At 52.4% G+C, this 23,582-nt stretch carries 19 protein-coding genes; 8 read left to right on the top strand and 11 right to left on the bottom strand.

From position 1 onward, the window contains the following. Positions 1–17: 17 nt before the first annotated feature. The 11 genes from CWE14_RS04565 to tssJ form a co-directional block, all read right to left on the bottom strand. Positions 18–965, bottom strand: a complete 948-nt coding sequence (locus tag CWE14_RS04565; protein WP_126798314.1) for a type VI secretion system baseplate subunit TssG — start codon at positions 963–965, stop codon at positions 18–20. Beyond that, on the bottom strand, positions 947–2,641 hold the full coding sequence (gene tssF, locus CWE14_RS04560; protein WP_126798313.1) for a type VI secretion system baseplate subunit TssF: 1,695 nt from the start codon (positions 2,639–2,641) through the stop codon (positions 947–949). The genes CWE14_RS04565 and tssF overlap by 19 nt, the downstream gene beginning before the upstream one ends. Next, positions 2,638–3,087 (bottom strand): type VI secretion system baseplate subunit TssE, encoded by a 450-nt coding sequence (gene tssE, locus CWE14_RS04555; protein ID WP_126798312.1) that lies wholly within the window; start codon positions 3,085–3,087, stop codon positions 2,638–2,640. The genes tssF and tssE overlap by 4 nt, the downstream gene beginning before the upstream one ends. Before the next feature lie 22 nt (positions 3,088–3,109). Beyond that, the gene (locus CWE14_RS04550) at positions 3,110–3,595 is read right to left on the bottom strand and encodes an Hcp family type VI secretion system effector (RefSeq protein WP_126798311.1); all 486 of its coding nucleotides are present in this window, start codon (positions 3,593–3,595) and stop codon (positions 3,110–3,112) included. A gap of 100 nt (positions 3,596–3,695) precedes the next feature. After that, entirely contained in the window at positions 3,696–5,216 is a 1,521-nt protein-coding gene (gene tssC / locus CWE14_RS04545; RefSeq protein WP_126798310.1) for a type VI secretion system contractile sheath large subunit, read from the bottom strand. 16 nt (positions 5,217–5,232) lie between these two features. Continuing rightward, on the bottom strand, positions 5,233–5,757 hold the full coding sequence (gene tssB / locus CWE14_RS04540; protein ID WP_126798309.1) for a type VI secretion system contractile sheath small subunit: 525 nt from the start codon (positions 5,755–5,757) through the stop codon (positions 5,233–5,235). 15 nt (positions 5,758–5,772) lie between these two features. Continuing rightward, positions 5,773–7,248 carry a TssA family type VI secretion system protein gene (locus tag CWE14_RS04535; protein ID WP_126798308.1) on the bottom strand — a complete coding sequence of 492 codons (1,476 nt, stop codon included), beginning with the start codon at positions 7,246–7,248 and terminating at the stop codon, positions 5,773–5,775. A 16-nt stretch (positions 7,249–7,264) separates the two neighbouring features. Next, entirely contained in the window at positions 7,265–10,750 is a 3,486-nt protein-coding gene (locus CWE14_RS04530) for an ImcF-related family protein (RefSeq protein ID WP_126798307.1), read from the bottom strand. 8 nt (positions 10,751–10,758) lie between these two features. Next, positions 10,759–11,466 carry a DotU family type IV/VI secretion system protein gene (locus CWE14_RS04525; RefSeq protein WP_126798306.1) on the bottom strand — a complete coding sequence of 236 codons (708 nt, stop codon included), beginning with the start codon at positions 11,464–11,466 and terminating at the stop codon, positions 10,759–10,761. A 38-nt stretch (positions 11,467–11,504) separates the two neighbouring features. Next, the gene (gene tssK, locus CWE14_RS04520; protein WP_126798305.1) at positions 11,505–12,839 is read right to left on the bottom strand and encodes a type VI secretion system baseplate subunit TssK; all 1,335 of its coding nucleotides are present in this window, start codon (positions 12,837–12,839) and stop codon (positions 11,505–11,507) included. Positions 12,840–12,878: 39 nt separating this feature from the next. After that, positions 12,879–13,355, bottom strand: coding sequence for a type VI secretion system lipoprotein TssJ (gene tssJ, locus CWE14_RS04515; protein WP_126798304.1), 477 nt, complete (start codon positions 13,353–13,355; stop codon positions 12,879–12,881). Between the two features lie 332 nt (positions 13,356–13,687). On the opposite strand from tssJ, the gene CWE14_RS04510 reads away from it, so the two are divergent. The 8 genes from CWE14_RS04510 to CWE14_RS04475 are packed head-to-tail and all read left to right on the top strand — an operon-like array spanning position 13,688 to position 23,579. After that, positions 13,688–14,167, top strand: a complete 480-nt coding sequence (locus CWE14_RS04510; protein ID WP_126798303.1) for a hypothetical protein — start codon at positions 13,688–13,690, stop codon at positions 14,165–14,167. A gap of 14 nt (positions 14,168–14,181) precedes the next feature. Then, positions 14,182–15,315 (top strand): hypothetical protein, encoded by a 1,134-nt coding sequence (locus tag CWE14_RS04505; RefSeq protein ID WP_126798302.1) that lies wholly within the window; start codon positions 14,182–14,184, stop codon positions 15,313–15,315. Next, positions 15,308–15,853, top strand: a complete 546-nt coding sequence (locus tag CWE14_RS04500; protein WP_126798301.1) for a DUF4150 domain-containing protein — start codon at positions 15,308–15,310, stop codon at positions 15,851–15,853. The genes CWE14_RS04505 and CWE14_RS04500 overlap by 8 nt, the downstream gene beginning before the upstream one ends. A 53-nt stretch (positions 15,854–15,906) precedes the next feature. Continuing rightward, positions 15,907–18,924 carry a hypothetical protein gene (locus CWE14_RS04495; RefSeq protein WP_126798300.1) on the top strand — a complete coding sequence of 1,006 codons (3,018 nt, stop codon included), beginning with the start codon at positions 15,907–15,909 and terminating at the stop codon, positions 18,922–18,924. Beyond that, positions 18,924–20,216 (top strand): hypothetical protein, encoded by a 1,293-nt coding sequence (locus CWE14_RS04490; protein WP_126798299.1) that lies wholly within the window; start codon positions 18,924–18,926, stop codon positions 20,214–20,216. Before CWE14_RS04495 ends, CWE14_RS04490 begins: the two co-directional genes overlap by 1 nt. Then, on the top strand, positions 20,216–21,499 hold the full coding sequence (locus CWE14_RS04485) for a hypothetical protein (protein ID WP_126798298.1): 1,284 nt from the start codon (positions 20,216–20,218) through the stop codon (positions 21,497–21,499). Before CWE14_RS04490 ends, CWE14_RS04485 begins: the two co-directional genes overlap by 1 nt. Continuing rightward, complete coding sequence (locus CWE14_RS04480) at positions 21,499–22,791, top strand: hypothetical protein (RefSeq protein ID WP_126798297.1); 1,293 nt, start codon at positions 21,499–21,501, stop codon at positions 22,789–22,791. Before CWE14_RS04485 ends, CWE14_RS04480 begins: the two co-directional genes overlap by 1 nt. Next, positions 22,788–23,579 carry a hypothetical protein gene (locus CWE14_RS04475; RefSeq protein WP_126798296.1) on the top strand — a complete coding sequence of 264 codons (792 nt, stop codon included), beginning with the start codon at positions 22,788–22,790 and terminating at the stop codon, positions 23,577–23,579. Before CWE14_RS04480 ends, CWE14_RS04475 begins: the two co-directional genes overlap by 4 nt. The last annotated feature ends 3 nt before the right edge of the window (positions 23,580–23,582 follow it).

Genomic DNA, 23,582 nt, shown 5'->3' with positions numbered 1-23,582 from the left:
TTGAATGAAATAATTAGTTAAATGATTAAATAGCGATACTGACTGCAGACGTAGCGTTGCCCGACCCAGTTAGTCGGGCCTTTAGCCAGCGCACCTGCGCGACCAAGCGCCAGCTTTTTGCGCCCTAACTGTTGCGCTTTCGCATCCGCCTGAGTTGAAAACTCCAGCGCCCATGTCAGGTCATCGGGCAAGGCGGCACTCAGTGCCTGAGCCAAAGAACGTGACAATGCCCCGCCGGGTTGCACCCGGGCAGCCTCAGACTTGCTCAAGCGACCCATCCGAATGGTTACCAACTGACCTCGCACCGCGACCCGCCGCCCAAGGCAAAGGGTGTCGTTGATTGCGGGCCTGTCACCAAGCCGTGATGGCTGGGTTAACGGCTGCCAGCTGCAGGCATCTGTGGTCAATTCAAGAGCCTGGCATTGCAACAATTGGCGCAGCATAGCGGCGAGTGCTTTCTGGCCCGGCTGGCCCTGTAGATAAAGCCCCGGGTATTGCAAACAGGCATCGGTTTCAGCCTTGTCTGATGGCAGCAACTGACTTAAAACCTGCGACAGCGGACCCAGTTTGCTAGCGCTGGAGTCGTAAAAACGGCTTGCCTGCCAGACAGCCTGGCGCAATTGATAAAATGGCAGATTGAACAAATCCAGAAAGGCACGTATGCGTTCCGCGTAATCCGTTTCCACCGTCGCATCTTCAAGAAAGTAATGCGGTAATGGCGAATCGACACCATAAAAGCCATCAAAACGAACCTGAACATCAATGCTGTCGTCGTCACGCTGCTTAACCCGACCTACATCGGCAGCAGGAAATGCCAGCGAATCACTCGGCCGAATGCGCACCGGCGTCTCGTCGCCAGCCAAACGACGCAGCAGCTCAACTAACTGGAAAGGGTGATAACGATGCCCTTCTGTTACCACATGTTCCAGTGTCAGAGCGGCGGGGTTCAACGCCTTGGCAGCCATCTTGTTTCCTCATAATCAGGCAACAACACCAGGCGGGTCGAGACATCTTCGCCGACCGGCGCCAGCGCCGCCAGCAACTGGTGGATCATATAGCCGAATAATTCGGCGTCGGCTTTGGAGTCGAACGCTTCCTCCTGCACCGTTAGCTCGACCGCCCACTGTCGACACAGGGCGCCCCGTTGAATACCGTGTTGCAGGGTTTTACTGAATGACACCAGCGACTCAATTCGTCGCCGGTTCGCCGCTTCCCCACTCCAGTCATAGAGACCCAGTAACTGCTGCAGCTGGTGCTGATGCTCAAGGTTGCCAATACTACTGGCGAGAGTCGCTATCCAGCGCCACTCTGGACCGTCATTGGTTGCCGCCCGGCAGGGCTTGCTAGGGCGGGTGATATTGCGCACTTTGAGTCCCGCAAGCGACTCGGCGCGAACTTCCTGCACAGCCCCCAAACCAATATGCTGGCGGGCGTAATAGCCGTTGCTGGCGGTCACGCCAACACTGACAATTTCAGACACCGGCTGGCCCCCCTGATGCAGCACCAGGCGGGTCACGGGTTTACCGGCAGGGGTTTGGTCCTCAATGCTATAGAAAACACTGTCATTGCCGTTACGGTAATGCCGCGCATGTAAGTGAGCATAGCGTCGCTCTGCGCCGGTATGCAGGTTACGCCCGGTCACCCGGTCAACACTGAAAATATCCATATGGCCAAGGTAGGTGGTATCCGGACGCAACGGATAGTCTGCGCGGGTATGATCAAAACGCAACGGCTCAGCGTCCGCATCGAACAAATTCACCACAGGTACCGTATTAAGAACCAACTGACTGGCATCAACGCTATGATTTGGCGGTAGGGTCAGGTCGCTGTCCACGGTCAGGGTGAAGCTGGTCGCACCCTCTTGCCATTCAACGTTTTCCAAGCCTTCCAGCTCAATGTAGAAAAAGAACTCCCGTGCGCAAAAATAATCCAGCGGCAGTGAATAGGCGGCTACGTCGCGCCCGGTTTCCGGTAACATGCCGGCCATGGTTGCCAGCGATTGAGGCGCGAAACGCACCGCGAAACGGCGCTCACTGCCTGGCTGTTGCAACGTACAATGGGTGCTCGCACTGGTCAGCAATTGCCATAACCGATAAGCCTGTGAGCGGTCACTATTCAGATAAACCGGCAGTCGCTGCAAGTTCATACCTTGCCAGGGTTGCGACTCGGCCTTTAGAAAATCGATGGTTAACTGGCAACGGCCACCTGTGGTGTCATTGCGTTTGAAGCTATGTACCTGCAACGGTCGGATCATTTGCTCGCGGACCGTGGTGAAGTGGCAGGCAACCTGATCTGGGCCTACGTTACGCGCCGTTACGCGCTGTCCCTGACGGACAGTAATAGGATTGGTAGCGTCCTGCGGCAAACTAAACTCGACCACACAGCTGGAGGGGTATGTCCTGCCCAACGCCGGCGCCATTTGTTGCAGTAGCTGACTGGCCAGCTCTGGCATGCCTTGTTGCAATTGCTTACGGACACCCGCTGTGAGAAACGCCATGCCCTCGAAAAGCCGTTCAACATAGGGGTCGCGGTCACCCAAACTCTCCAGGTTGAGCAATGCAGCCTGTTCCGGATAAGCGCTGGCGAACTCACTAGCCGCCGCGGCAAAATCCTGCATTTCGCTTTCGAAGAATTCTTTCATGCCTGTTCCCTTATCGGCTGTGACACCCGTACTTTGCCGCTGCCCTGAAAATGGCTAAAAAACTCAACTCTGACTCCACTACCTATTTCGCCACGGATTCCGAGCCGAAGCACCGCATCCTGGCTGGCACCTGATACTGTAAACACCTGAACCTGAGTCAAGCGTGGTTCGTACTTTTCAATCATGCGCTGTAACTGATGAACCAGGGTGGTTTCGGAATGGGGCAACCCCTGATAAACGCGATCGAGTTCCGGCAGGCCATAATCCGGCTGATGCTGCAATACGCCGCAGCGCGCACTTAACAGCCGCTGCAGATGGTCGTGAATGCTGTGCAGCAAATCATCTTCTGTCGGATAAGCAGGCAGTGCCGAGGCATCTTTGTAGTTGCCATGAAGAATGTCATAAAGCGTATACATGGTGTTTCCAGAGTCGTAAAAATGGGGCATGGCAACGCCATGCCCCTGTCGCTTAGCGACCTTCTACCCAAGAGTCGGCAAACTCAATGTTGCCGTCCAGGTACGTCCAAGCAATCTTCTGGTAACGAATAGCAACCTGCTCCAGGTGCGGGTAACGCTCCTTGTCAGAATCCTTAACGTTTTCCATTTTTGGACCCACAGATGTAACCTTCACACCTTCCAGCGTATGGCGGAAGTACTCCACCTCAGTACCGGTTTCGTCAATTTTGTACCAGCTCAGTACCAGCTTCTGCAGGGTTTGACCCGTGCTACAAGCTTTGTAAAGGTAAGGGCTAGCCGCATCAAATGACTTGGTAATGATAAAAGGTTCGTGCTTACGGGTACCCGTCAGCTCACCAGTATCGTCATCCGTAGGAATGCGTAGTTCGTGCTCAAACGCCAGCACCTCAATCGTACCCTCACGTCCGGATACGGTGACAGAACCGTGCACATCATTTCCTTGATCGTCGGTTAGCCACATGTAGGCAGGTATTGCCATGGTCAATCTCCTATTAATGTAAATTTCCTATTATGTCGGGTAGTTACCAACAACTTGGCAATTCTTCGAGCTTTCAAAGCTCACCCACGAAGAACAGGGTCTAGACTGAAGGCATTTGCGATACCAAGGATAACTTGACATCAACACCCTCAACCTGAAAGTGTGGTTGAACGTACATGTTCACCATATAAAAACCAGGGTTATCAGCCTGTTCATTGACAACCACAGCACCATCGCGCAGTGGATGAGACGCTGCTAATTCTGGCTCTGGATTATTCATTTTGGTCACCATGCCCTGCATCCAGTGATTCAGTTCATTCTCCAGATCCTGACGCGACTTCAGTGAACCAATGCTTTCCCGCTGCAATACTTTTAGGTATTGAGCTATGCGCGATACCAGGAAGATATAAGGCAAGCGTGCGTTGATTCGCGAGTTCGCAGTAGCCTCTGGCGTGTCGTATTCTGTTGGCTTTTGTGCCGAACTGGCAGAGAAAAAGCAGGCATAGTCACTGTTCTTGTAATAGCTCAGCGGAATAAACCCATGGTCTGCGAATTCCAGTTCCTTGGTTTCTGAAATCAGTACTTCAGTTGGGATCTTAGACTCAACCCCTTTACCTGACTGGTAGAAATGGATCGGCATGCCTTCCAGCTTACCGCCGGCTTCCGGACCGCGAATGTTCACAGTCCAGCCGTGTTTCTTAAAGCTACGCACCATGTTTGAAGCAAAGGCAAATGCCGAATTACCCCACAGGTACTTACCATGTTGCTCGCCGGTTACCGCTTCCTGGTAATTGAATGAACGGATCGGGTTCTCGTCGCCATACGGCAGGCGCAATAAAAAGCGTGGGAACACCAGCCCGACATAACGCGAGTCTTCGGTTTCACGGAAGCCTTTCCAGCGCAGGTACTCAGCGCGGTCCATGTAGCTCGACAGATCCTGAATTTTAGGAATATCTTCGATATCTTCTTTACCGAAGAAGACCGGACCCACCGCACTGATAAAGGGACAGTGTGAGGCACTTGCCACTTTCGACAGTTCTGACAACAGCTCTACATCGGGCGCTGTGCGGTCGAATTCATAGTTACCAATCATGACGCTTACCGGTTCGCCACCTGGTGTGTCGTATTCCTGTGTATATACCTGATCAAACAGCCCCGATTGCGTGGTATCCGGTGCTTCTTCAAAGTCCTCTCGCAAGCTCTCTTTGTCGATATCCAGTATTTCAACTTTGGTGTTGGCTTTAAAATCGGTACGGTCGGTAAGAAACTTCAAACCACGCCAGGTTGACTCAACTTTTTGGAAGACTTCGTGGTGAAGCACTTCGTCCAACTGGGCACTGATCGTCTCGTCAATTTTAGCGATGTAGAAATCCAACAGCGTCTTGTCGATCCGTTCAATCTGCTCACCAGCTTCCAGAGCGATATCAAAGAAGACTTGCAGGCCCGCAGTAATGCGCTGATTAGCATCGGTACGCGCCATTTCGCCTGGATCATGAAAGTTGCGGATGTTAACCGGGTCAGTTAGTGGTTGCAGATCCGCCAGCGCGCACAGGCGCTCATAAATTCCGGCATCTTCTACAACCGCGGCGTTCTCGGCCGAAGACTGGGTTTGGGTAGACATAGTGAATCTCCTTATTTTATTCCGCTGCTGGCTCTTCAGCCTGAGCCTGGTAATCGGCGATTAAGCCTTTTAGTTGGTCCTTCAGCACACTCAGGTCGCCTTCTGAATTAAGAACACGTTCAACCTCTTTGCGCAGAGATGCATTGTCGAGCAGGTTAGACTTGAGGTCTTTCAGCAAGTTACGCATTGATAGAAGTTCACTGACCTCTGGGATCTGATAGGCAACCTGCTCCGGATGAAATGAACTAAAGCTGCTCGCGGTAAGCTCTACTTTAATTTCGGATTCGTCATTTTTAATCCGGTTTGGAACCGAGAAATTCATCGTCGGTGACATGTTTTCCATAACCTGTTCCAGGTTATTAGAGGTGATATTGATCCGCTCACGGTCTTTAACACTGCCTTCGCTTTGGCCATGACTAAAGTCACCCATGACCAGAATTTTGAATGGCAATTCCTTTTTTTGAGTGGCACCACCGGTCTCCAAGGCCAGAGATATATTGACGCGGGCTCTTGGGATCTCGTTCTGAAAACTACTGGACATTTCCTTCTCCTTTTTTTAAAGCCACTGACTGGCCATCGTAATATCGGTTGAACAAATCTGATGATTGACCTGCTGTAACTGCTGTTTAATGGCAGCTTTGTCGTCGGCTCCTCGGGTACGCCTTAACTGATGCTCAAGGGCAAACTGCAATTGCCGCCACACCTGCAAAGCAAGCGCGGGGTCTAGGGCTGGTAAACGGTATTCAAGTAGTTCGTCACTGAGCCTTTTCAGTAACGGCAATGCCAGCGCAGACTGATCGTTTTCTACACAGAGTTGCCCCTGCATCAGACTCAGTCGAATACGCTCCATGGTGCCGGCAGACGGCTGTTCAGCGAGCCATTTCAAGGCCGCGGTGATACCAGCAGTGCGGGCCACATCACGGGCCTGACTGAGATAATCCACACTGCCATCGCTGTCACTGCTGGACGCCGTTAAGGTTTGCTCGATCCATCCCAGCATGCGGCTTGATGCAAACGGCGACTCATCGGCAAAGCGCAGGCTGGTCAATTTCGGCAAACGTCGCAACAGGCCACTTAATTGCGCCTCGATAGCATAAGTTACCTCGCCAAGACCGACCATTTGGGCGCATTGATGGGCAATACGCTGGTATTCGAGATAGAACAAACCGCCAGGGTTCATAAAGGCGTCTTCGCAAGCCAGCCAGGCATCCATCCACTGCCCTTGTTCCATCAGGTTTTCGATTTTCGCCTGATCAGAGTTCGGCGGTGCGGCGACGCGGGTAATCCCATCATCGGCAGGCGGCATTTTTAAATCCGACCAGCGCACTGCGCGGTTGAGGCTTGCATAGGTGCCATACATCTTATTTTTTCTGTAATAAGTGGCGACGTGGCGAAACACCTGGGTTAACTGCGTATCTGACTGGATCTCAGCAGGGACCTGGTTTGCAGTGGCGGGCGCAGAGGCCCCCCCTGCGTCTGACGGCAAGGCTTTGGACTTTTGCTGACTTTGCAACCAGCTGGAAAATTTGGTCCAGTGAAAGTCGTCTTCCAGTACTGCACCACTGGCTTCACAAAACGTCTTGTAGGCATCGCTTAACTGCTCAGCGCCTTCATTGGTTAAGCCGTTGCCATAACTTTCCAGAAAATGAATCACTCTGTCCTGCGCAATCCAGTTCAGCGCCGCCTGTCGGGCGCTTGGCTTTGCCGGGTATAATGCGTCAGCAAAGGTCGTCAGCAGCGCACTCATGACCTGTAAGCCAAACAAAAATCCATCGGCCCCATGCAATCGAGTAGCAGCAAACCACAAGTAGCCGGCCACGCGCACATCTTTGCCTTCCTGGCTCAGTACATCGACAGCCGTCGTCAGAATCAACTCATAGTCTGCATCGCTTTTGCTTTCAATTTGCGCCTTAATTTGACTGAAATGCTCGCCATAACGTGGGTCTTGCCCAACACCCGGGGCATCAGCACCGGCAATCGGGTTGCCGATGGCATCAAGCCAGGTAGCCTGTTTGTTTTTGAAATCACTCATCGAACAACAACCTGTGTCATAAAATCTGTCTGGGTAAGCGGTAGCCGGTAAACAGCTGCTTATTCAAAAGTAAGCCGGCCTGATCGGAACGGAATCGATAACGTGCGCTTCCTGCACTGCCATTTTCATCCTCAAGCAACCACACCAGTTCATATTCATTGCTGCGCACCTGGCTTGCCTCAGCCTGATGCAGAAGGCGCAACAACGACCAGCTGCCGTGCGCTTGATGAGTCAGCGTTAACGCCTGTCCGGAGGGGCGTAACTGAACTCTGGACAGCGAATTTTGCCGCCCAGCTGTCCATGTATGATCACGCCACTGCTGCGGTTCGTTGCGGTAAGTCAGCAAGAAATCGTCCTGCACGAAACGGCTCTCGGTTATACCCGGCACGGGTTCAGGCATCAGGGCATAGCGAAAGCCCAGATCGCCGTCCAACTGGCTGGTTACCGCACGCGCTATCTGGCGTCCCTGGCGCAACGCCAGTAAATAATCCGCTCGGAACTCAAGGCCCATACCCAACCAGGTATGGTGTTCAATAGAGTTGCTATGCAACGTTACGAAAGGCGCAGTCATGTCCCGGTAAAAGCGCCATAAGGTGCCTTCTCCGGTATCGAAAAATTCGTGAAAGGCACTTAACGGTGCATCTTCAGAGCTCTGAGCAAACGGAAAACGTCCGTCAAGGTGGGCGCTATACTGGGCATAAATGTTTCTTTCCCATTCGTCCTGCAGCGCATCTTTTGCGGTGTTCAGAACCGCCTGCCAGGTGGTTTTTACGGGCAACAACAGTACGTGCTGCAACAGTTCACCGGCTTGCGGTCCATGGCCCAGACGGATGCGGTTGATACTTAAATTAAGCGCGTAGAGCTGCTGGCTGCTGCCCTGATCTGCCAGCATGGCTGAGGCATACTGCAACGCTTCCTGACTAACCCGGGCGGCTGCCAGCATGGATTCAACTTCCGCAGCCAGACGGTTTATATCTTCCAGATATTGCTCAAACTGGGGAGCACCATCAATTTGATAGAATTCGACGAAAGTCTGCAATGGAGCAAAGCGAGACTGAGCACGGCCCAGCAGTGACTCTACTCGCTGACGCTGACCAGTGGACTGCTGGTACGCGCCAATCTGATACTGAATATTCAACGACAAGGGTCGCAACGGCGTGCGTTCGCCACCCAATAGTTGAAGGTTATGATGCACCTCATCGAGCGTGTCGAACTGTGGCATATAGAACGCCTGAATGTAGGCTTCCCAATGCTGCCGATAGTCGTCGAAATAGAGTTCGCGCACCCGAGCCTCAAGAGGGCCTGCCGCCGGGGTAGTCTGCCGCTCGCCGTAGTGCTCGTCGAGCACCCAATCGTCCATACTGACGCGCTGTACAGTACGTTTGATTTCATCTTCAATATGGTTTTCCCAGACACTGCGTGAGTACATCGAACTAAACTGATAGTCGTTGCGCAGGATGTAGGGGTAACCCGGCGGAATCACATCGCTTAACTTGACTGGCTCAAAACGCTGTTGATTACGACTGGCAAGCAACTGATAAATCGCATCTGCGGTGGCTTCAACTGCCAGGTTACTGCGCGCGGTGGCCACAAGTCTGTCGCTGTAATGGTTACTGGTCCAGCGTGCTGCCTGCTCACTATCAAAGCCATGCGCGTAAAAATAAGCCAGTGTGTGACGAATCACCTCAATAACCGGCGCATCAATCTGAGTTACGCTGCGCTGCATTACCGCTTCAAACCATACTGGTGCAACTGCCGCTGCGGCCTTTTCCGGGTCCATGTTGGCAGCGAAACGGGTTTTCATCAGGTAGGCTTCTAGCAAACCGTAGTACTTATCCCGTTGTGCGCTTCTCTGCTGCTCGTTCAATCCAGCCCATTGCCGGGTTTGCTTTTCAAGCGCCTGTTCTAGGCTGCGTGCGAGCATGGTATCGAACTGATCTTTCATTGCAGCGGTCAGGAAACGCTCAAGGCGCTCCGTGGTCCCGGCAGTGATAAGCGGCAGGTCGACACCTATCGCTCCGGCATAACTGCGTTGCTGCTGCATTTGCTCAAAGTTTTGAGTCGCCACACTGAATAAGCCCATTAGCGTCATCGGGACGCTGTTAGCCTTGTCATATTCACTCGCAAGCTGCTCCACTGACAGCCTGAACTCCGCCACCATGTGTTCATGCGACCGCCAGTCTGAGTAGGTAATGCCAAGCGCAGTCACCGTGGAAGACATCAGCACCATCGCCACCACAACACTCTTTCTGAGGTTGCGCTGTGAACGTTTAACTGAAGGAACGGGCGGCGCAGAAAAGCCTGCGGCCAGTACACGATGCACTCCAGACAAAAGAAGGCTGGGGCCACCTTCCTGCCGCCAGGTAATGTCACTCTGGCGCTTGAAGAAACCACTCTGCCTGACACCATGAAGGACACGTTCATGCGCCCCTTTCGCCGATGCCACTGCAAACACTCCACTAAAACCAGGGTGCGCTAAAGCACGTGATTCACTGGCCAGAATCTGCAGAAACTCGCCTAGGCGCAGGCTGAGTTGCTGCATCTGATAAGGAAAACCGTGTCGGCCCAGCTTCTCAATACTACTTAGATGAGCTGGCACTGGTTCATAGGTAACCTGCTGATACATTTGCCGGATTCGCTCGGCAATAGCCTGCTGCAGGCTTTCTGGCGTGGCAGTATGCCACTGGCGACCCGCTATAAGCGTACCCCAGGTGGCGTCTTCACCCTGCTGATCAGCACGGTCAAAAAATGCCTGACAACCATGCAACTGATCGACCTGGGATACCATCAGCAAAGCCGGATACAAACGCCCGGTGCCTTCCGCACAGGCTTTCAGTAAGGTAGTAAAGCTCAGACATTGGGCCTGCAGTTGCGCAGTGCTTTGCAATGCCAGCCCCTCAGTTGGCAAGACAAAAATAAGATCAGACAGACGACCTAAACGCGACGGTCGTTTGGCAGCCCATTTAAAGAGTCGAACGAGTAGTTTTTGGCTTGCGCCATCCGTTTCTTGCAGCGGCCATTCGAAGAAAACGCCCCGCTTCGACAAATGCCAACTGGTACTATGCTGTCCTAATGGCAACTGCAAGGTGCGTATTTTAAGGGGGTCCTCGTTGCAGCCACGAATAAACTCGCTTTTTCCCGCGTGCTCACTCCCGGTAACCCAATGTAACGGTAACTTCTTCAACGAACGACGCAGGCCCAGATCAAAAGCAGCCTGGTGAAGGAATTTCTCGACCTGACCAATATACTGCAGGATCTCCGCCTCTTCCGGCTCGCCACGACGACGAGCACGGCGAATACGCCATTTCTTGATGCTCCAGACAATCAGGCAGAGCAGGTAATAGGCAACATAAATCGCCGCCAGCGTCCATAAGGCCTGTATACGGTAGTCTTGCAGCACCGGTACTTGTGGTCCATAAAAATAGATGACCAGTGCCAGTACTACGAGAGCAAGCAAAAAGATAAAGTCAAACGACTTTAAAAACGATGAAATCCTTTTCATTAGTCAACTCAGGGGGTTATGAAGCCAGACTTAGTTTGCAAATTATCCGCATGGGACTGAATAAAATTATGCAACTGCTCGAGGGTTCCAAATAAAATAAGGTCGGAAACTGAAAATATGAGTACAGGTAAAACAATTGCCGAGACCAACAGGTAGCGGTGCAACGGCCAGGCAGGACGCGCCCAGCCCGACTCTTGTAACACCGTGTCGGATGGCGCTGTCGAGGCCGACGGGATAAAGCCCGCTTCACTAAGCCCCGACTCCAGGCTCAACACCACATCGCGCAACGCGCGGCCATCGGTGTTACGGTATTGCCCTTCAAAGCCAAGCTGAATGCAACGCCAAAAATGCCAGAGTGGCAACGCATTGGTAACTGGTGCGGCGCGCAATGTATGCACGCGGTCAAAGAAATGACGACCGGCACGGGCATCACCGAACAGCCGCACACACAATGGTTGCCGTGCCCACTGAGCCTTGTCTTTCCAGGCTGAGCGCATGACTATTTCGTCAGCCAGGGCAGCGGTAGCATAGACAATCGCATCGACCTGCTCGTCACTAAGGCCTATTTCAGCGAGGACACTGCGGCTATGGCCGATGTGTTCATTGATTTCAGCCATCACTTCATTGTATTGGCGCGGATACTGGCCCAGATCACTGACTAAATAATGAACTGGCGAACTCAGATCCATGATCACCTGCATGCTATGCTTGTTCATCCCTGTCTCCGTTCCCTTATAGCGTGACGTGTGACCTGTTACCCGGCATCCACCGCCAGCAATTCAACGCTGGCGTCACTGAACTCACCGGTGCAAAAAACCGCGAGCTCGCGTTCCTGCTCCACCTGCTGCCAAAGCTCGCCTTCTTTCTCGATGGCGAAATATTCAAAGCCACTTTTTTGTCGAATTTTGGCCGGAATGCGTTTGCAGTACCGTAGTGTCAGACCCGGCAACGCTGAACCTATCAGTTCCTCCATCGCAGACGGCACCGCCACTTTGCAGAAATCAGGGAAGGTATCCAGCAACTCCTGAGTCACACCCGGTTGGCGTAAAGCGAGGTAAAAGTCCGAACTCGAGAAGTCGCCAAGGTTGTGGTCCTCGGTCACCAGCACCCCATGTTCATTGAGCGCGAGGCGTAACTGCACGTCCTGCTCATACGTCAGATTCGCCAGTAAGTAGTCGATTTCCTCGAGTTGCCCAGCCAATGTGTTGATCTGGTCTGTATGCTGGTATTCGTGGGTCTCACCCTCAGCGCCTGCATACAAACGTAACTGGGCTATCATCCGGTTAAGCAGCAGAAACGCGTCATGCGGATGCCCGCCTGCAGGACCAAGTAAACTGGATAGCTCGCTGAGGTAACCAGCAAGGTCTTTTTGCAGCATAAATCCGGCTAACTCCACCGAGGAGAAACTGCTCAGGTCGCCTAACAGCCCGCGTTTTTCCTGATATTGAGTAACCCGATGCAGCAGTTGCTGCTGCAGACTCTTGAGCGCTTCGTAGGAGCGGGTGTGCTTCTGCAAACGAATAAGGCTCGGTTGCCAGCTTTCATCAAGCGCGTAACGCCCATCGTCCTGACGACGAAGGCAGCACACTGGCAACGCCACCAGATCATTGCGTAGTTCTTGTTCGGTAATCAGCATTAAGTTCGGCTGCGCAAATAGCAGCTCTTCCTTACGCTTATCGTCGTAAGCGTCACTGACTTCGCGGTATTGCGCCTGCCAGGCCACAGTGCCCTGCGGCGGTTGATAGCCAGTGATGCCAGCGACCAGATCACGATCTGCCATTGCCACATAAACGACAAGCTGCTCATCGGCAGCTTCATCAGCAATCACCATTTGCACCGGTGTGGCTTCGCTAGGCTGAAAATGGACTAAACGGCCATCCGGAAATGCCGCTTTAAGTTCGGTAAGTTCTAGTCGCTGATTCGCCAGAGCGGTTGTGTTCCAGGCGATGCTATCGACACCCCAGGGGTAGGCGGTTAGCATGCTGTGCCAGGCTGCATGGGTTGCTGTTTGCAGAGAGTCCCAGCGCTGGAAGTGTTGCTGGGTCAGCACCACGCCTTCCGCCCAGACAATTTTTTCTACTACTTTCATCCCACTAGTCCTTTAGGGTTTGCGTCACTCGCTTTACTGCTAATGCGTCCTGGCTAAATCAATCTGAGTATTCTTTAATTTTAGTTCTGAATGCGTTGTCATCGGTCTGAGCAGGCCATTCTTTAGCTTACCCGACGCCCGCCAATGCTCGCCATCTACTCTACGAAAAAAGGCGACAACCCCATGATACTGAGCACCGTCTTCACGCAAAAACTCGAGGCGCTGGTGCTCTCCCGGTTCGACAATAAACTCTTCTTGCTTGAGTAAACTAGTACCCAAAACCGAGGAGCCTTGTTCAAGGAGTAACTGGTAGTCAGCCTGCTGAAATTCTTCAGCCGTTTTGAGCTGATACATGCGAACCATGACGGAATAACTTTGCCCGTGCAGGTCTGGATTAAGGGTTTCGTCGGCTCTGATATCGAGCACGATGGAGGGGGTTGCACATCCGCTAAGGAAAAAAGCGAAAAGCAAAATCGGGAAAAACCCGAAGCCGCATATTCCTTTATTACTGCCCATTTACAACTACTTCCCTGTTAATTCTCTTGAGTGTTTGCTGACACTCAGACAACCTGACTAACGCCGCTTCTTTTTTATTTATTCACAGAAGCGTCAGCTTGGCAACCCCATTTTTTTATTTTTACCCTCATCGCTCAGTCCTTTAAAATCATATGCTTATAATATTCACCGTCATTATTATCTTTACATTGAAAAATGAAATTATCACTTTTTTTACCTAGTAAGATTGTGATAGCCTCCGCTCGTTATCAGGATGATCAATACCTTAGATTCAGGCTTTAAAACTCAAAATTTAGACTCCGAATTTAGACTCAGAAAGGAACTCTGACCGCATGAACGCCAAGCATAAACCCCGTGTGCAACCATTGCAGTCTGCTCAGGCAGCTCTCCTCAGTGGCGAAATCATTCAACTCGCCTCGGTCAACACCGATAGCGGCAACCTTGCTATCATTGACCAGTGGCAAACAACACATCAGATTGATGCTCAATGTCAGTTGCTGCCGCAACTCAAGCCGGGCGATCGCGTAGTCTTCTGTATCCTTGACGACGCCCAGGTAGCGGTACTCCACCGGCTCATGCCGGTGCAGGATGAGCAAAGCGCGCAACCGGCAAAACAGGACAAAATTGAGTTCAGTCTGCCTGGGGTCGAAGACCTTGGCGTGACAATGAGCAAAAACGGTATTGAATTGCGCGCCGGTGAAACCTCACTACACCTGAACCGGAATGGCAGCCTCAGCATCAACGCCCGCGAGCTCAAACAAACCGCCTCGGAAAACCTGCGATTGAAAGGTGGAAACGTTCATATCAATTGAACCTGTCGTACACCATGGACTTAATCAAGCTGCATATGGACAATGCCGAGGACCTACTCGCCCGGCGTATTAGCCACCTGAAACGGCCCTTTATCGCCCGCAGCATACTGACGGGCCTCGACTATCGGCTGTTGGCCAGCCTCAGTGCTCTGCGCTCAACGGTTGCAATCCCCCCTGCTACGATCGACGCGAGTCAGCCCTTGCAGCTTTTTCTCACTGTCTTTTACGGTCTGCAACAAAACCTCAACGCCACGATCGAAGTACTTGATGACCTCGCCGACAGCCTGGATGCCAGCGCGCACCCCTATATCGAGCAGGCATTCCAGCTCGCAGCCATTACCCCGGAGCCCGATGCAAAACTACCTGCCAGCAGTGATCTGTCACGCAAGCTGCTAGTTACCCATGCCGCGCAGCTGCCTGAAATTTGGCTGCAGCAGGGATTGCAGGATAGCGATGACACTGTCGCGGCCATTTGTGTGCAACGGCTCGGCGAACAGCGGCAGAAAGACCAACAAGGGTTGCTTAAGCAATACAGCCAAAGTAAAGCCCCACAGACCCGGCTGGCAGCTCTGCTTGCCCTGGCGCGCCAGGGTTGTCCGGCAGCAGCTGAGGAGCTGACCGAGGAACCAACTGCCACTTTGCAGCATTCACTCCCTGCCTGGCACGCTGCCTGCTGGCTGCACCCTGAAAAACATGCGTCATCCTCGCCGTTAGCTCTGGCTTTCACCGGCAAACCAGTGGTTCTGCCACAACTGATTGAGCAGATGGAGCACGCTACCAGCATGGCTGACGCTTATCAGGCCTGGTTATGGCTGACCGCGCGCAACTTACCGCATTACCCGGCGATACAGGCGGCAGACGCGCCTGCTCAACATGTCGCGCCGACCCCAGGGACACAACCTGACACTGGCGCAGCGAGCCGCTGGGTACAGCAGCAAAACTGGCATGCCGAACAACATTATTTTCTCGGTCAGCCGCTAACCCAGACTGGATTGGGCCGCTTAGTCCACCACTTCACCGGTCGCTGCGTTCCCTTACTAGCTACACACCAGCAGTTGCAAGGCCAGCCATCCACCGAACGCCTGACAGGCTTCTGCCTGCCGGACGTTCAACCTACCCCTAGCGCAGAGGAGTTTTCTGATGAGTAATGTTCTGATTAACGGGCGCACCGCGGTTCACGCAGGTTCAGGGGGGATACTGAACACGGTCGATGTCTGCCTGACCAAAGTGGGCCCGGCGGTGGTGCCCATTCCATACGCCAATATCGCCCAAAGCGAAGACGCCAGCGCCACCGCAGGTAGCGTGTTCATTGACGGCCATCCGGTGTGTACCGCCGCCTCGATCTTTGCGGCCAGTGCCGGTGACGAAGCGGGCTCAGACGGCGGTGTAAAGTCTGGCATAACAGAAGGTGCCGCTGAGTTTATCAGCAGTTCAGCCGATGTCTTTATTGAAGGCGAGGCGGCGGTACGCATGGGCGACATGATGATTTCCAACGACGGTAACACTGCCCCGGCTCCGCTGATGCAGGGCGGCGCAGCCATGCCCTCTGATATCCAGGCGCAGGCTACCAATGACACAGAAACCATTACTGCGGCCCTGTTTGATCATGCATCCACCCATGCCACTCAAGGCATCGCCATGATGCAAAACAGCCACGCTGTTGCCGCAGAAAACGACACCGAATAGCCTTTTACGGCCACAAATTCACGGAACGACGTACTGAATACACAAGGATTGCCATGTTACAGATTAATTCGCTTAACCAGGTCGGTGTCGCTAGTTTCGCGCTTGCCCAAGGGCAGCAGCCCAACCCGTTTATGCGCCTGCCCGAGCAAGGCGGTGGGTTGTGCTACATTCCATTGACCGTGGCGCCCCAGCCAAGCTGGCAGACACGACCGGATGTTGACCCCGAACCTGAACTTGCCGATACCCCCAACCTGTTTATGCCCCTGCGCTTGTTGCGTCGCCTGCCTGACGGCCAGACCCAGCCTCTGCGCTCGAATTGTTGGCTGTATATTTTTCAGGACGGCTACCTGTGGCGGGAGATACGTTTACCACAAGGCCGCCAGCGCAACTTGCTGGACGTGAACCTGAAAAAACACGCTGGCGAGAACCAGCGTCCGGCTCAGTGCCCAAGTTCAGAAGACTTAACCCTCGCCTACCGGGTGAATGGCGAAACCCCGGAGTACCGCCTCGCGTTTTCAGAAGTGCAATGGAGCTGGCAGCAAATTGAGGCGCTCGGTGGCATGCATCCGGAGGATTTTCGTAGCCCCGAAGACAGCTGCGATTTGCAAAGCGAAGACACCCTCAGCGCGCTGGAGGAACGTACCAGCCTGATACCGTTAAGCGATGAAGACATCGAAGATTGTCGCATTCATGTACTCAGTGGCCCGTCTCAGCCCGAGTTCGGCGACGGCCCATTGATGATGCCAGAGACCATCACCCTGCCGCACCTGATTCTTAGCGATGTGCTGCAGGACGCCCGCGACCTCAAGCACAAACAGGATGAGCTGATAGCACTGCAGAATGCCGGGCAGCAGAGCCAGCAGACCGGTCCGTTAGCCCTGGCGCAAATGATAAAAGAGCTGACCGACGGCGGTGACCCAAATGAATTGATACAACACCTTGCCCCAGAGCGTTATGACCAGCAGTTACTGGCAGCCTGGAGCACGCTGGAAGAAACGCTGCCCGAACACCTTGAAACCGCCGAACAAAACCTGCTCGCGCTCTTGCAGCAAGCTGAATTCACCATCTCCCTGAGCGACTACACGAATGCGGACGACATCCTGGTGAACGAAGTCGGCCTCGCCATGTTCACGCAGCTGACGGAGCACATGTTCATGCCTGAGTCACTGACCTGGCTGAGCTGCATTCTGGATCACGAGCAAAAAGATGACCACCCCGTGTACGCGGCCGCTCGTGGCGAGAACGAAGCACTCAACCAATGGCTCATGCGCCGCACCTCTGAACCGGACCTGCCGCTACCCGGCGAAGACGACGAGCGCCTGCAAGGGCTGGACATCGCTGACCGTATTGGATTGATCACACGGCTGCCAGCTACCTTTGATTCACTGGTCAGCAAATATGCAGAGACACGCGCACATTACTTTGGCAATCAGGTACAGAAGGCTCTTGACGCCGTCATTGTCCGCTTTGGTGACTTTATAGGTAAAGACCGAGCAGCGGCGCTCGCGCTGTATACGGCACCGATTGAGCTAAATCAATGGCAGAATCACGCCACTGTCCCTGCAAGGGGAGCATACTACCGCTACTTATCCGACAATTACCCCCTAGCTGTGGCCCACTTAGGAAAACAGCAAGCATTCCAAATAGTGCCCGAAGGCCGCAGTATCGGGGAATGGCTACGAGCATTTGATGAATCGCGTACCTGGCAAAGCGTCAGCCTGAGTATTTTAGCGCCACTGTTAGCTTTGAATGCTCGTTTTGCGTTTCAAAAATCAAGAGATACGAACTGGGAGCACATGGATGATACACTAAGCACTGTCGCTGCCACTGCTTCATTCACGGCTTTTGTTCTGGAAAAGATCCAGAGACTAATGCCAAAAACTCAGGCTATGAAACTGAGTTCGGCAAATAAAAACAGATTAACTGCACGCGGAAGAATACGCGCTATGAGTAGGCTCAGCATAAAACAAATTGCCAGTTACGTTGTTTTCAAAGTCATTATGCGTACCCTGATAATTGTCGCAGGGGTCGCCGAGACAGCCCTTGGCATCTGGCACGCAAGGCGAGGTTTTCAAAGTGGAAATACAGGCGTCATGATAGGTGGCGGACTTGAAGCCGTAGGCGCTGCCTTATTGTTAGCATCCAGCCTGATTGTAATTGGCGTTATTGCGGCTGGCCCTGCGCTTTGGCTCTTTTTGATTGGTATTGCTATTTTCGCAGGAGGAACCACACTGCGAATATTCTCTGAATACTCGCCGCTAGAGCAAGCCGTACTCCATGGTTGGTTCGGCTCTCGCCCTTATGCGGTGAGCAACCTGCCATTTAGGCAGCCTGAAACATCGAGCACTCCCCAAAAAGATATCGAGTTTTACCAGGCAACCACCAACAGCCTGACTCAGAAAACACCCATCGACTGGAGGCAATTTGAAGCGCTGGATTTACAAAGTGAATCAACTGAAATCACCAAAATACTCTTCAACTTCAATGCTGAAATTAAGGTACATCGGCTAGAGCACGAGCACTCTCGCTGGGCAGTAATCAGAGGCGCTGAGACTCACGCCATTGTTGAATTGAATGTCTCATTGGGCGCATTTTCACCTGTAGACTCAACCCTTCATGGCCATCTTCATATACGCGGCCAAGAGATTCCGCTTGAACAGTGTCATGTTGTCGAGCTTCATAACCAGAGCCCGGCTGGGCAAAACCAAAGTCTACCACCGAGGGGATTGCGCATTTTGACTAAAGTGCCAGAGCGGCATGTGGTTGGGACTTTTGGTCGCGTAAGTGCTGAACTGCAACTTGACCCTGATGGCAAAGGTCAGCTCCATATTCCGGAAGACCCGGCGAGCTATACGTGGAACTATCGCGCCGCTACGCTTGTGAACTCAGAGAATGTGGGCTCTATGAGTCAAACTAAATGGGCCCAATTACAAGCCCTGGCAGTGCAATCTCTTGACAGCAGAAGCGAGCCGCAAGTCCTCGTTCAAGGGCCCAGTGGTTGTGAGTATCAGCCACGCAAAACAGCACAAGTTTGCCCTCTATTCTCCACTAGCACGATAGGAGTTGCATAATGCCTGTCTACCGCGGCATCGATAACGGCAAAGGACAGCGTAAGTTTCGCTTCTATGCCAACGAAATACTTTCTTCCAGGCGCTACAGTAAAGAGCACGGCTCCGCTGTGCTCACTGGCGAGAAAACCTTCAGCCGCCTTTATCAGCATGTCACCGACAAAACCATTGGGGCCTTTTGTGACCTGCGCGGCGACTACCTCATTTACGGCTGGCGGCCCTGGATGGTACCCATCGCAATTCTCGCTATGCTGAGCCTGGGCTTTGGTATCACAGCTCTGTTTGCAACCCTCACCCTGGAGGGCGAACCTCCTGTGTGGTGGTTAAGCTGGTATGGTGTGGGTGCTTCCGCTGTCTGTGCGTATATTGGTTTTCGTTGGTACCCCCATAGCCCTTTCAGCCACTACATTGTCTTTGACCGGCGCAACAAACTCGTCCACCTGCCCCGTTGGCTCAGCCACAAGCAGGACTCTATTCGCTGGGACGAAGCAGACATCGCCGTGATTGATATGCCGAGTGGCATCATCGGTGAGACCACCGACACCGAACTACACGTCCTGCCGCCACCTGTCAGCTTCAACAAGCATGGTACCCGGCGCTGGTTTCGTCATTTTAAGTTCCATTTTGACAGCAAGGCGCCCCACGAACTTAAAAAGTATGATGGCTATACCGTGGATGGCGCCGAAGCCGTTTATCGCTTTATTGTCGACTTCATGACCAAGCCGCGGGAACAATCTATTTCTTTGGATGCTATCTGCTCCCATGACCTGGATATAGAGCTAGAAATATATGGCTATAATGACTTTGAAAAAGCAGTCAGTAAACACAAAAAACTCTGGTCGCTGATTGACCCCGAACGCTTACCTACTGAGCCCAACTGGGAGCGTGACAGTGACGGCAATTGGCAACAAATTCGCCCAGCGGTGCGCGATCGCTTTGGCTGGTTTGGCCTGTGGAATAGAAGCTACACCTTGCCACCCCACCTACGCGGTACCAAGGCAGACCCGGACTATAAAGACGACCCTAATGCACCATTGCCGGTGTCACGTTGGTATTCAATAGAAAATGAAGGCACTGGCGAGCTAATTGGCCAGCCGCCTGAGGTCATCGCCTCAGTATTGCGCGGCGATGGCATGCCCAACAAAGCCTCCCTTGAGTGCACTCGCCTCAAGGAAGGCGGTTGGTCAGGATCTGAGCAAAGTTGGTGGTACAAGCAGTTTGAACCCGTTGAGAGCAGCGCATTCAAACCGGAGCAGGCTGTAGCTGGCAAAAGTTTGGGCAAGGAAACCGACTAATGCCTGTCTACCGCGGTGGAACTGATCAGCCAAGATATATTGTTAAAGCCGATAAAATATTAGCATCTGAACGTTACAGTGCGCAGCATGGCTCCTCAGTACTCACCGGTGAGAAAACCTACAGTCGCCTCTATCAGCGCGTCACCGATAAAACCATCGGGGTCTTTTGCGACCTGCGCGGCGATTACCTGATTTATGGCTGGCGACCATGGCTTATCCCTATGGCGTTGTTGGGTGTTATTGCGCTTGGTCAGTTAGTACTGGGACTTATCATTTTATTCGCAGGCCACTCTCCATCTCTTTGGACTTTAACCTGGCCCTTTGGTGTACTCTCATCACTTTTAGCAACTTATATTAGTCTGTTCTGGTACTCATCCAGCCCTTTCAGTCACTACGTAGTATTCGACCGGCGTAACAAACTCGTGCACCTGCCCCGCTGGTTCAGCCACAAACAGGACACCATTCGCTGGGATGACGCTGACATTGCGATTCTTGATGTACCCAGCGGTATCCTTGGCGAAACCACTGAAACACAGCTTAGCGCTGTGCCGCCCCCCTTAAGCTTTAATAAAAACGGTACCCGTCGCTGGTTTCGCCATTTTAAGTTTCACGATGACAGCAAAGCACCACACCAACTAAAGCAATATGATGGATATACCGTGGATGGGGCTGAAGCTGTTTATCGCTTTATTATCGATTTCATGACCAAGCCTCGGGAGCAGAATATTTCTTTGGATGCCTTATGCTCTATTGACCTGGACGTAGAGATGGAGCAATTGGGTAATAATGATTTCGAAAGAACCGTCAGTAAATATAAAAAACTCTGGTCACTGATTGATCCCGAACGCTTACCCACAAAGCCCAACTGGGAGCGTGACAGAGAAAACAACTGGCAACAAACTCGCCCAGCCGTGCGTGCTCGCTTTGGTTGGTTTGGGTTGTGGAATAAAAGCTATACCTTGCCACCCCACCTGAAAGGCACCAAGGCAGACCCAGATTATAAAGATGACCCTAACGCGCCTTTACCTGTATCGCGTTGGCACTCCATTGAGAATGAAGGCACCGGTGAATTAGTCGGCCAGCCCCCTGAGGTCATTGCTTCGGTGCTGCGCGGCGATGGCATGCCGGACAAAGCCTCTCTTGAACGCACTCGCGTTGAAAAAGGCGGCTGGCCGGGCACACGCTTTGATTGGTGGTATCAGCAGTTTGAAACCGCAGAGAGCAGCGCTTCCGAGCCCGAGCAGGCTGTAGCTGGCAAAAGCTTGGGCCAGGACACCGACTAATGCCTATCTACCGTGGCATCGATAACGGCAAAGGACAGCGTAAGTTTCGCTTCTATGCCAACGAAATACTTTCTTCCAGGCGCTACAACAAAGAGCACGGCTCCGCTGTGCTCATCGGCGAGAAAACCTACAACCGTCTCTATCAGGGCATCACCGATAAAACCATTGGTGTTTTTTGCGACCTGCGCGGGGATTACCTCATTTATGGCTGGCGGCCCTGGATACTGCCCATGGCGATAATCGCCTTGCTGAGCCTGGGATTTGGCATTACTGCCCTACTGGCGACTCTCACCCTGGAGGGCGAACCTCCTGTGTGGTGGCTTAGCTGGTACGGGGTCGGTGCATCCACTATATGTGCTTACATTAGCTTTTTTGGGTACGCCCACAGTCCCTTCAGCCATTACATCGTCTTTGACCGGCGCAATAAACTCGTGCATCTACCCCGCTGGCTCAGCCACAAGCAGGACAGTATTCGCTGGGACGATGCAGACATCGCCGTGATTGACATGCCAAGCGGTATCCTCGGTGAGACCACCGACACGGAATTACACGTACTGCCGCCACCTGTCAGCTTCAACAAGCATGGTACCCGGCGCTGGTTCCGTCATTTTAAGTTCCATTTTGATAGCAAAGCACCTCATGAACTCAAAGCATATAATGGCTATACCGTAGATGGTGCTGAAGCCGTCTATCGCTTTATTGTCGATTTCATGACCAAGCCGCGGGAACAATCCATTGCTCTGGACGCTATCTGCTCACATGATTTGGATATAGAGCTAGAAATATATGGCGATAATGACTTTGAAAAAGCCGTCAGTAAATATAAAAAACTCTGGTCGCTGATTGACCCCGAGCGCTTACCCACAGAGTCCAATTGGGAGCGTAACAGCGACGGCAACTGGCAACAAATTCGCCCAGCGGTGCGTGCTCGCTTTGGCTGGTTTGGGCTGTGGAATAAAAGCTACACCTTGCCGCCCCACCTGAGAGGTACCAAGGCAGATCCTGACTATAAAGATGATCCCAACGCACCGTTACCAGTGTCACGTTGGTATTCAATAGAAGATGAAGGCACCGGTGAATTAGTCGGCCAGCCGCCTGCAGTCATCGCCTCGGTATTGCGCGGGGATGGCATGCCGGATAAAGCATCTCTTGAACGCACTCGTCTCAAAGAAGGTGGTTGGCCAGGCATAAGACGCGATTGGTGGTACCAGCAGTTTGAAGAGAAGAGATCTGACATTAACTCAAGTAAACAAAAGAACAGTAACGTTCACATTAAGCAGGAAGCATTATGAAACAAGTCACCATCGGCCTATTCATTAATCTCATCATAGTTGTACTATTTTATTTTGAAGCTCAGCAACCTACTATCGATGCGGGGGCTTACTACATCCTCTTTCATGTCTCTGCACTTTGCTGGTTAGTATCCTTCGTAGGGCTATTTTTACTTATTCAAAGTAAAACTAAAATTGGTGCCTTTCTGATTATGGCAGGCAGTGCCATTTTCATTCCTATTGGTTTCATCGCTTTGCTGGGTGGTGCCAAGTTTATGAAGTCAGCACAGGCGCAAGACCTTAAACTGCGGAGTAATTCTTTAGCCTCTGCTCCTTCAGCCCCCGATCTTTCAACGACCAGTAGAGAATCTCTAGCTTTTTACAGTCGCAAACATTTTATGAGTTTAACAATCATATTATTGATTACTATCGTAGCCCTGTTCGCAGTTGACCTTTACTTCGCTGCCGCTATTTCAGCGACTTATAGTATTTTAATAGGCGGTTTAGTCCTTCATTTTATTAGCGCTTATACACCCACCGTGACTGTGGGCAAAGACTACATAAAGCTCGGCATGGGGCTTACCCAAAAAAGCAACCTGCTCCTTAGCGACGTGAGAGCCATTAATCGAGATAAGAAAAAGATTGTCCTTCACGTTCAGCGCAGAGATGACCGCAAATTATGGGAAGCCCCTATTTATTTGACGGCCATGGATGAAGAAACGCAGCATCAGCTTTATCGAACCCTACAAACCCGACTAAAAAGTCCTTCCAACCAGGCAAGTTCAGCAACAGTGCTTAGTCCTGAGTAATCA

This window comes from Aliidiomarina soli, from assembly GCF_003986975.1.
Classification (GTDB): Bacteria; Pseudomonadota; Gammaproteobacteria; order Enterobacterales; family Alteromonadaceae; genus Aliidiomarina; species Aliidiomarina soli.
This window is presented reverse-complemented; position numbering and strand designations above follow the sequence as displayed.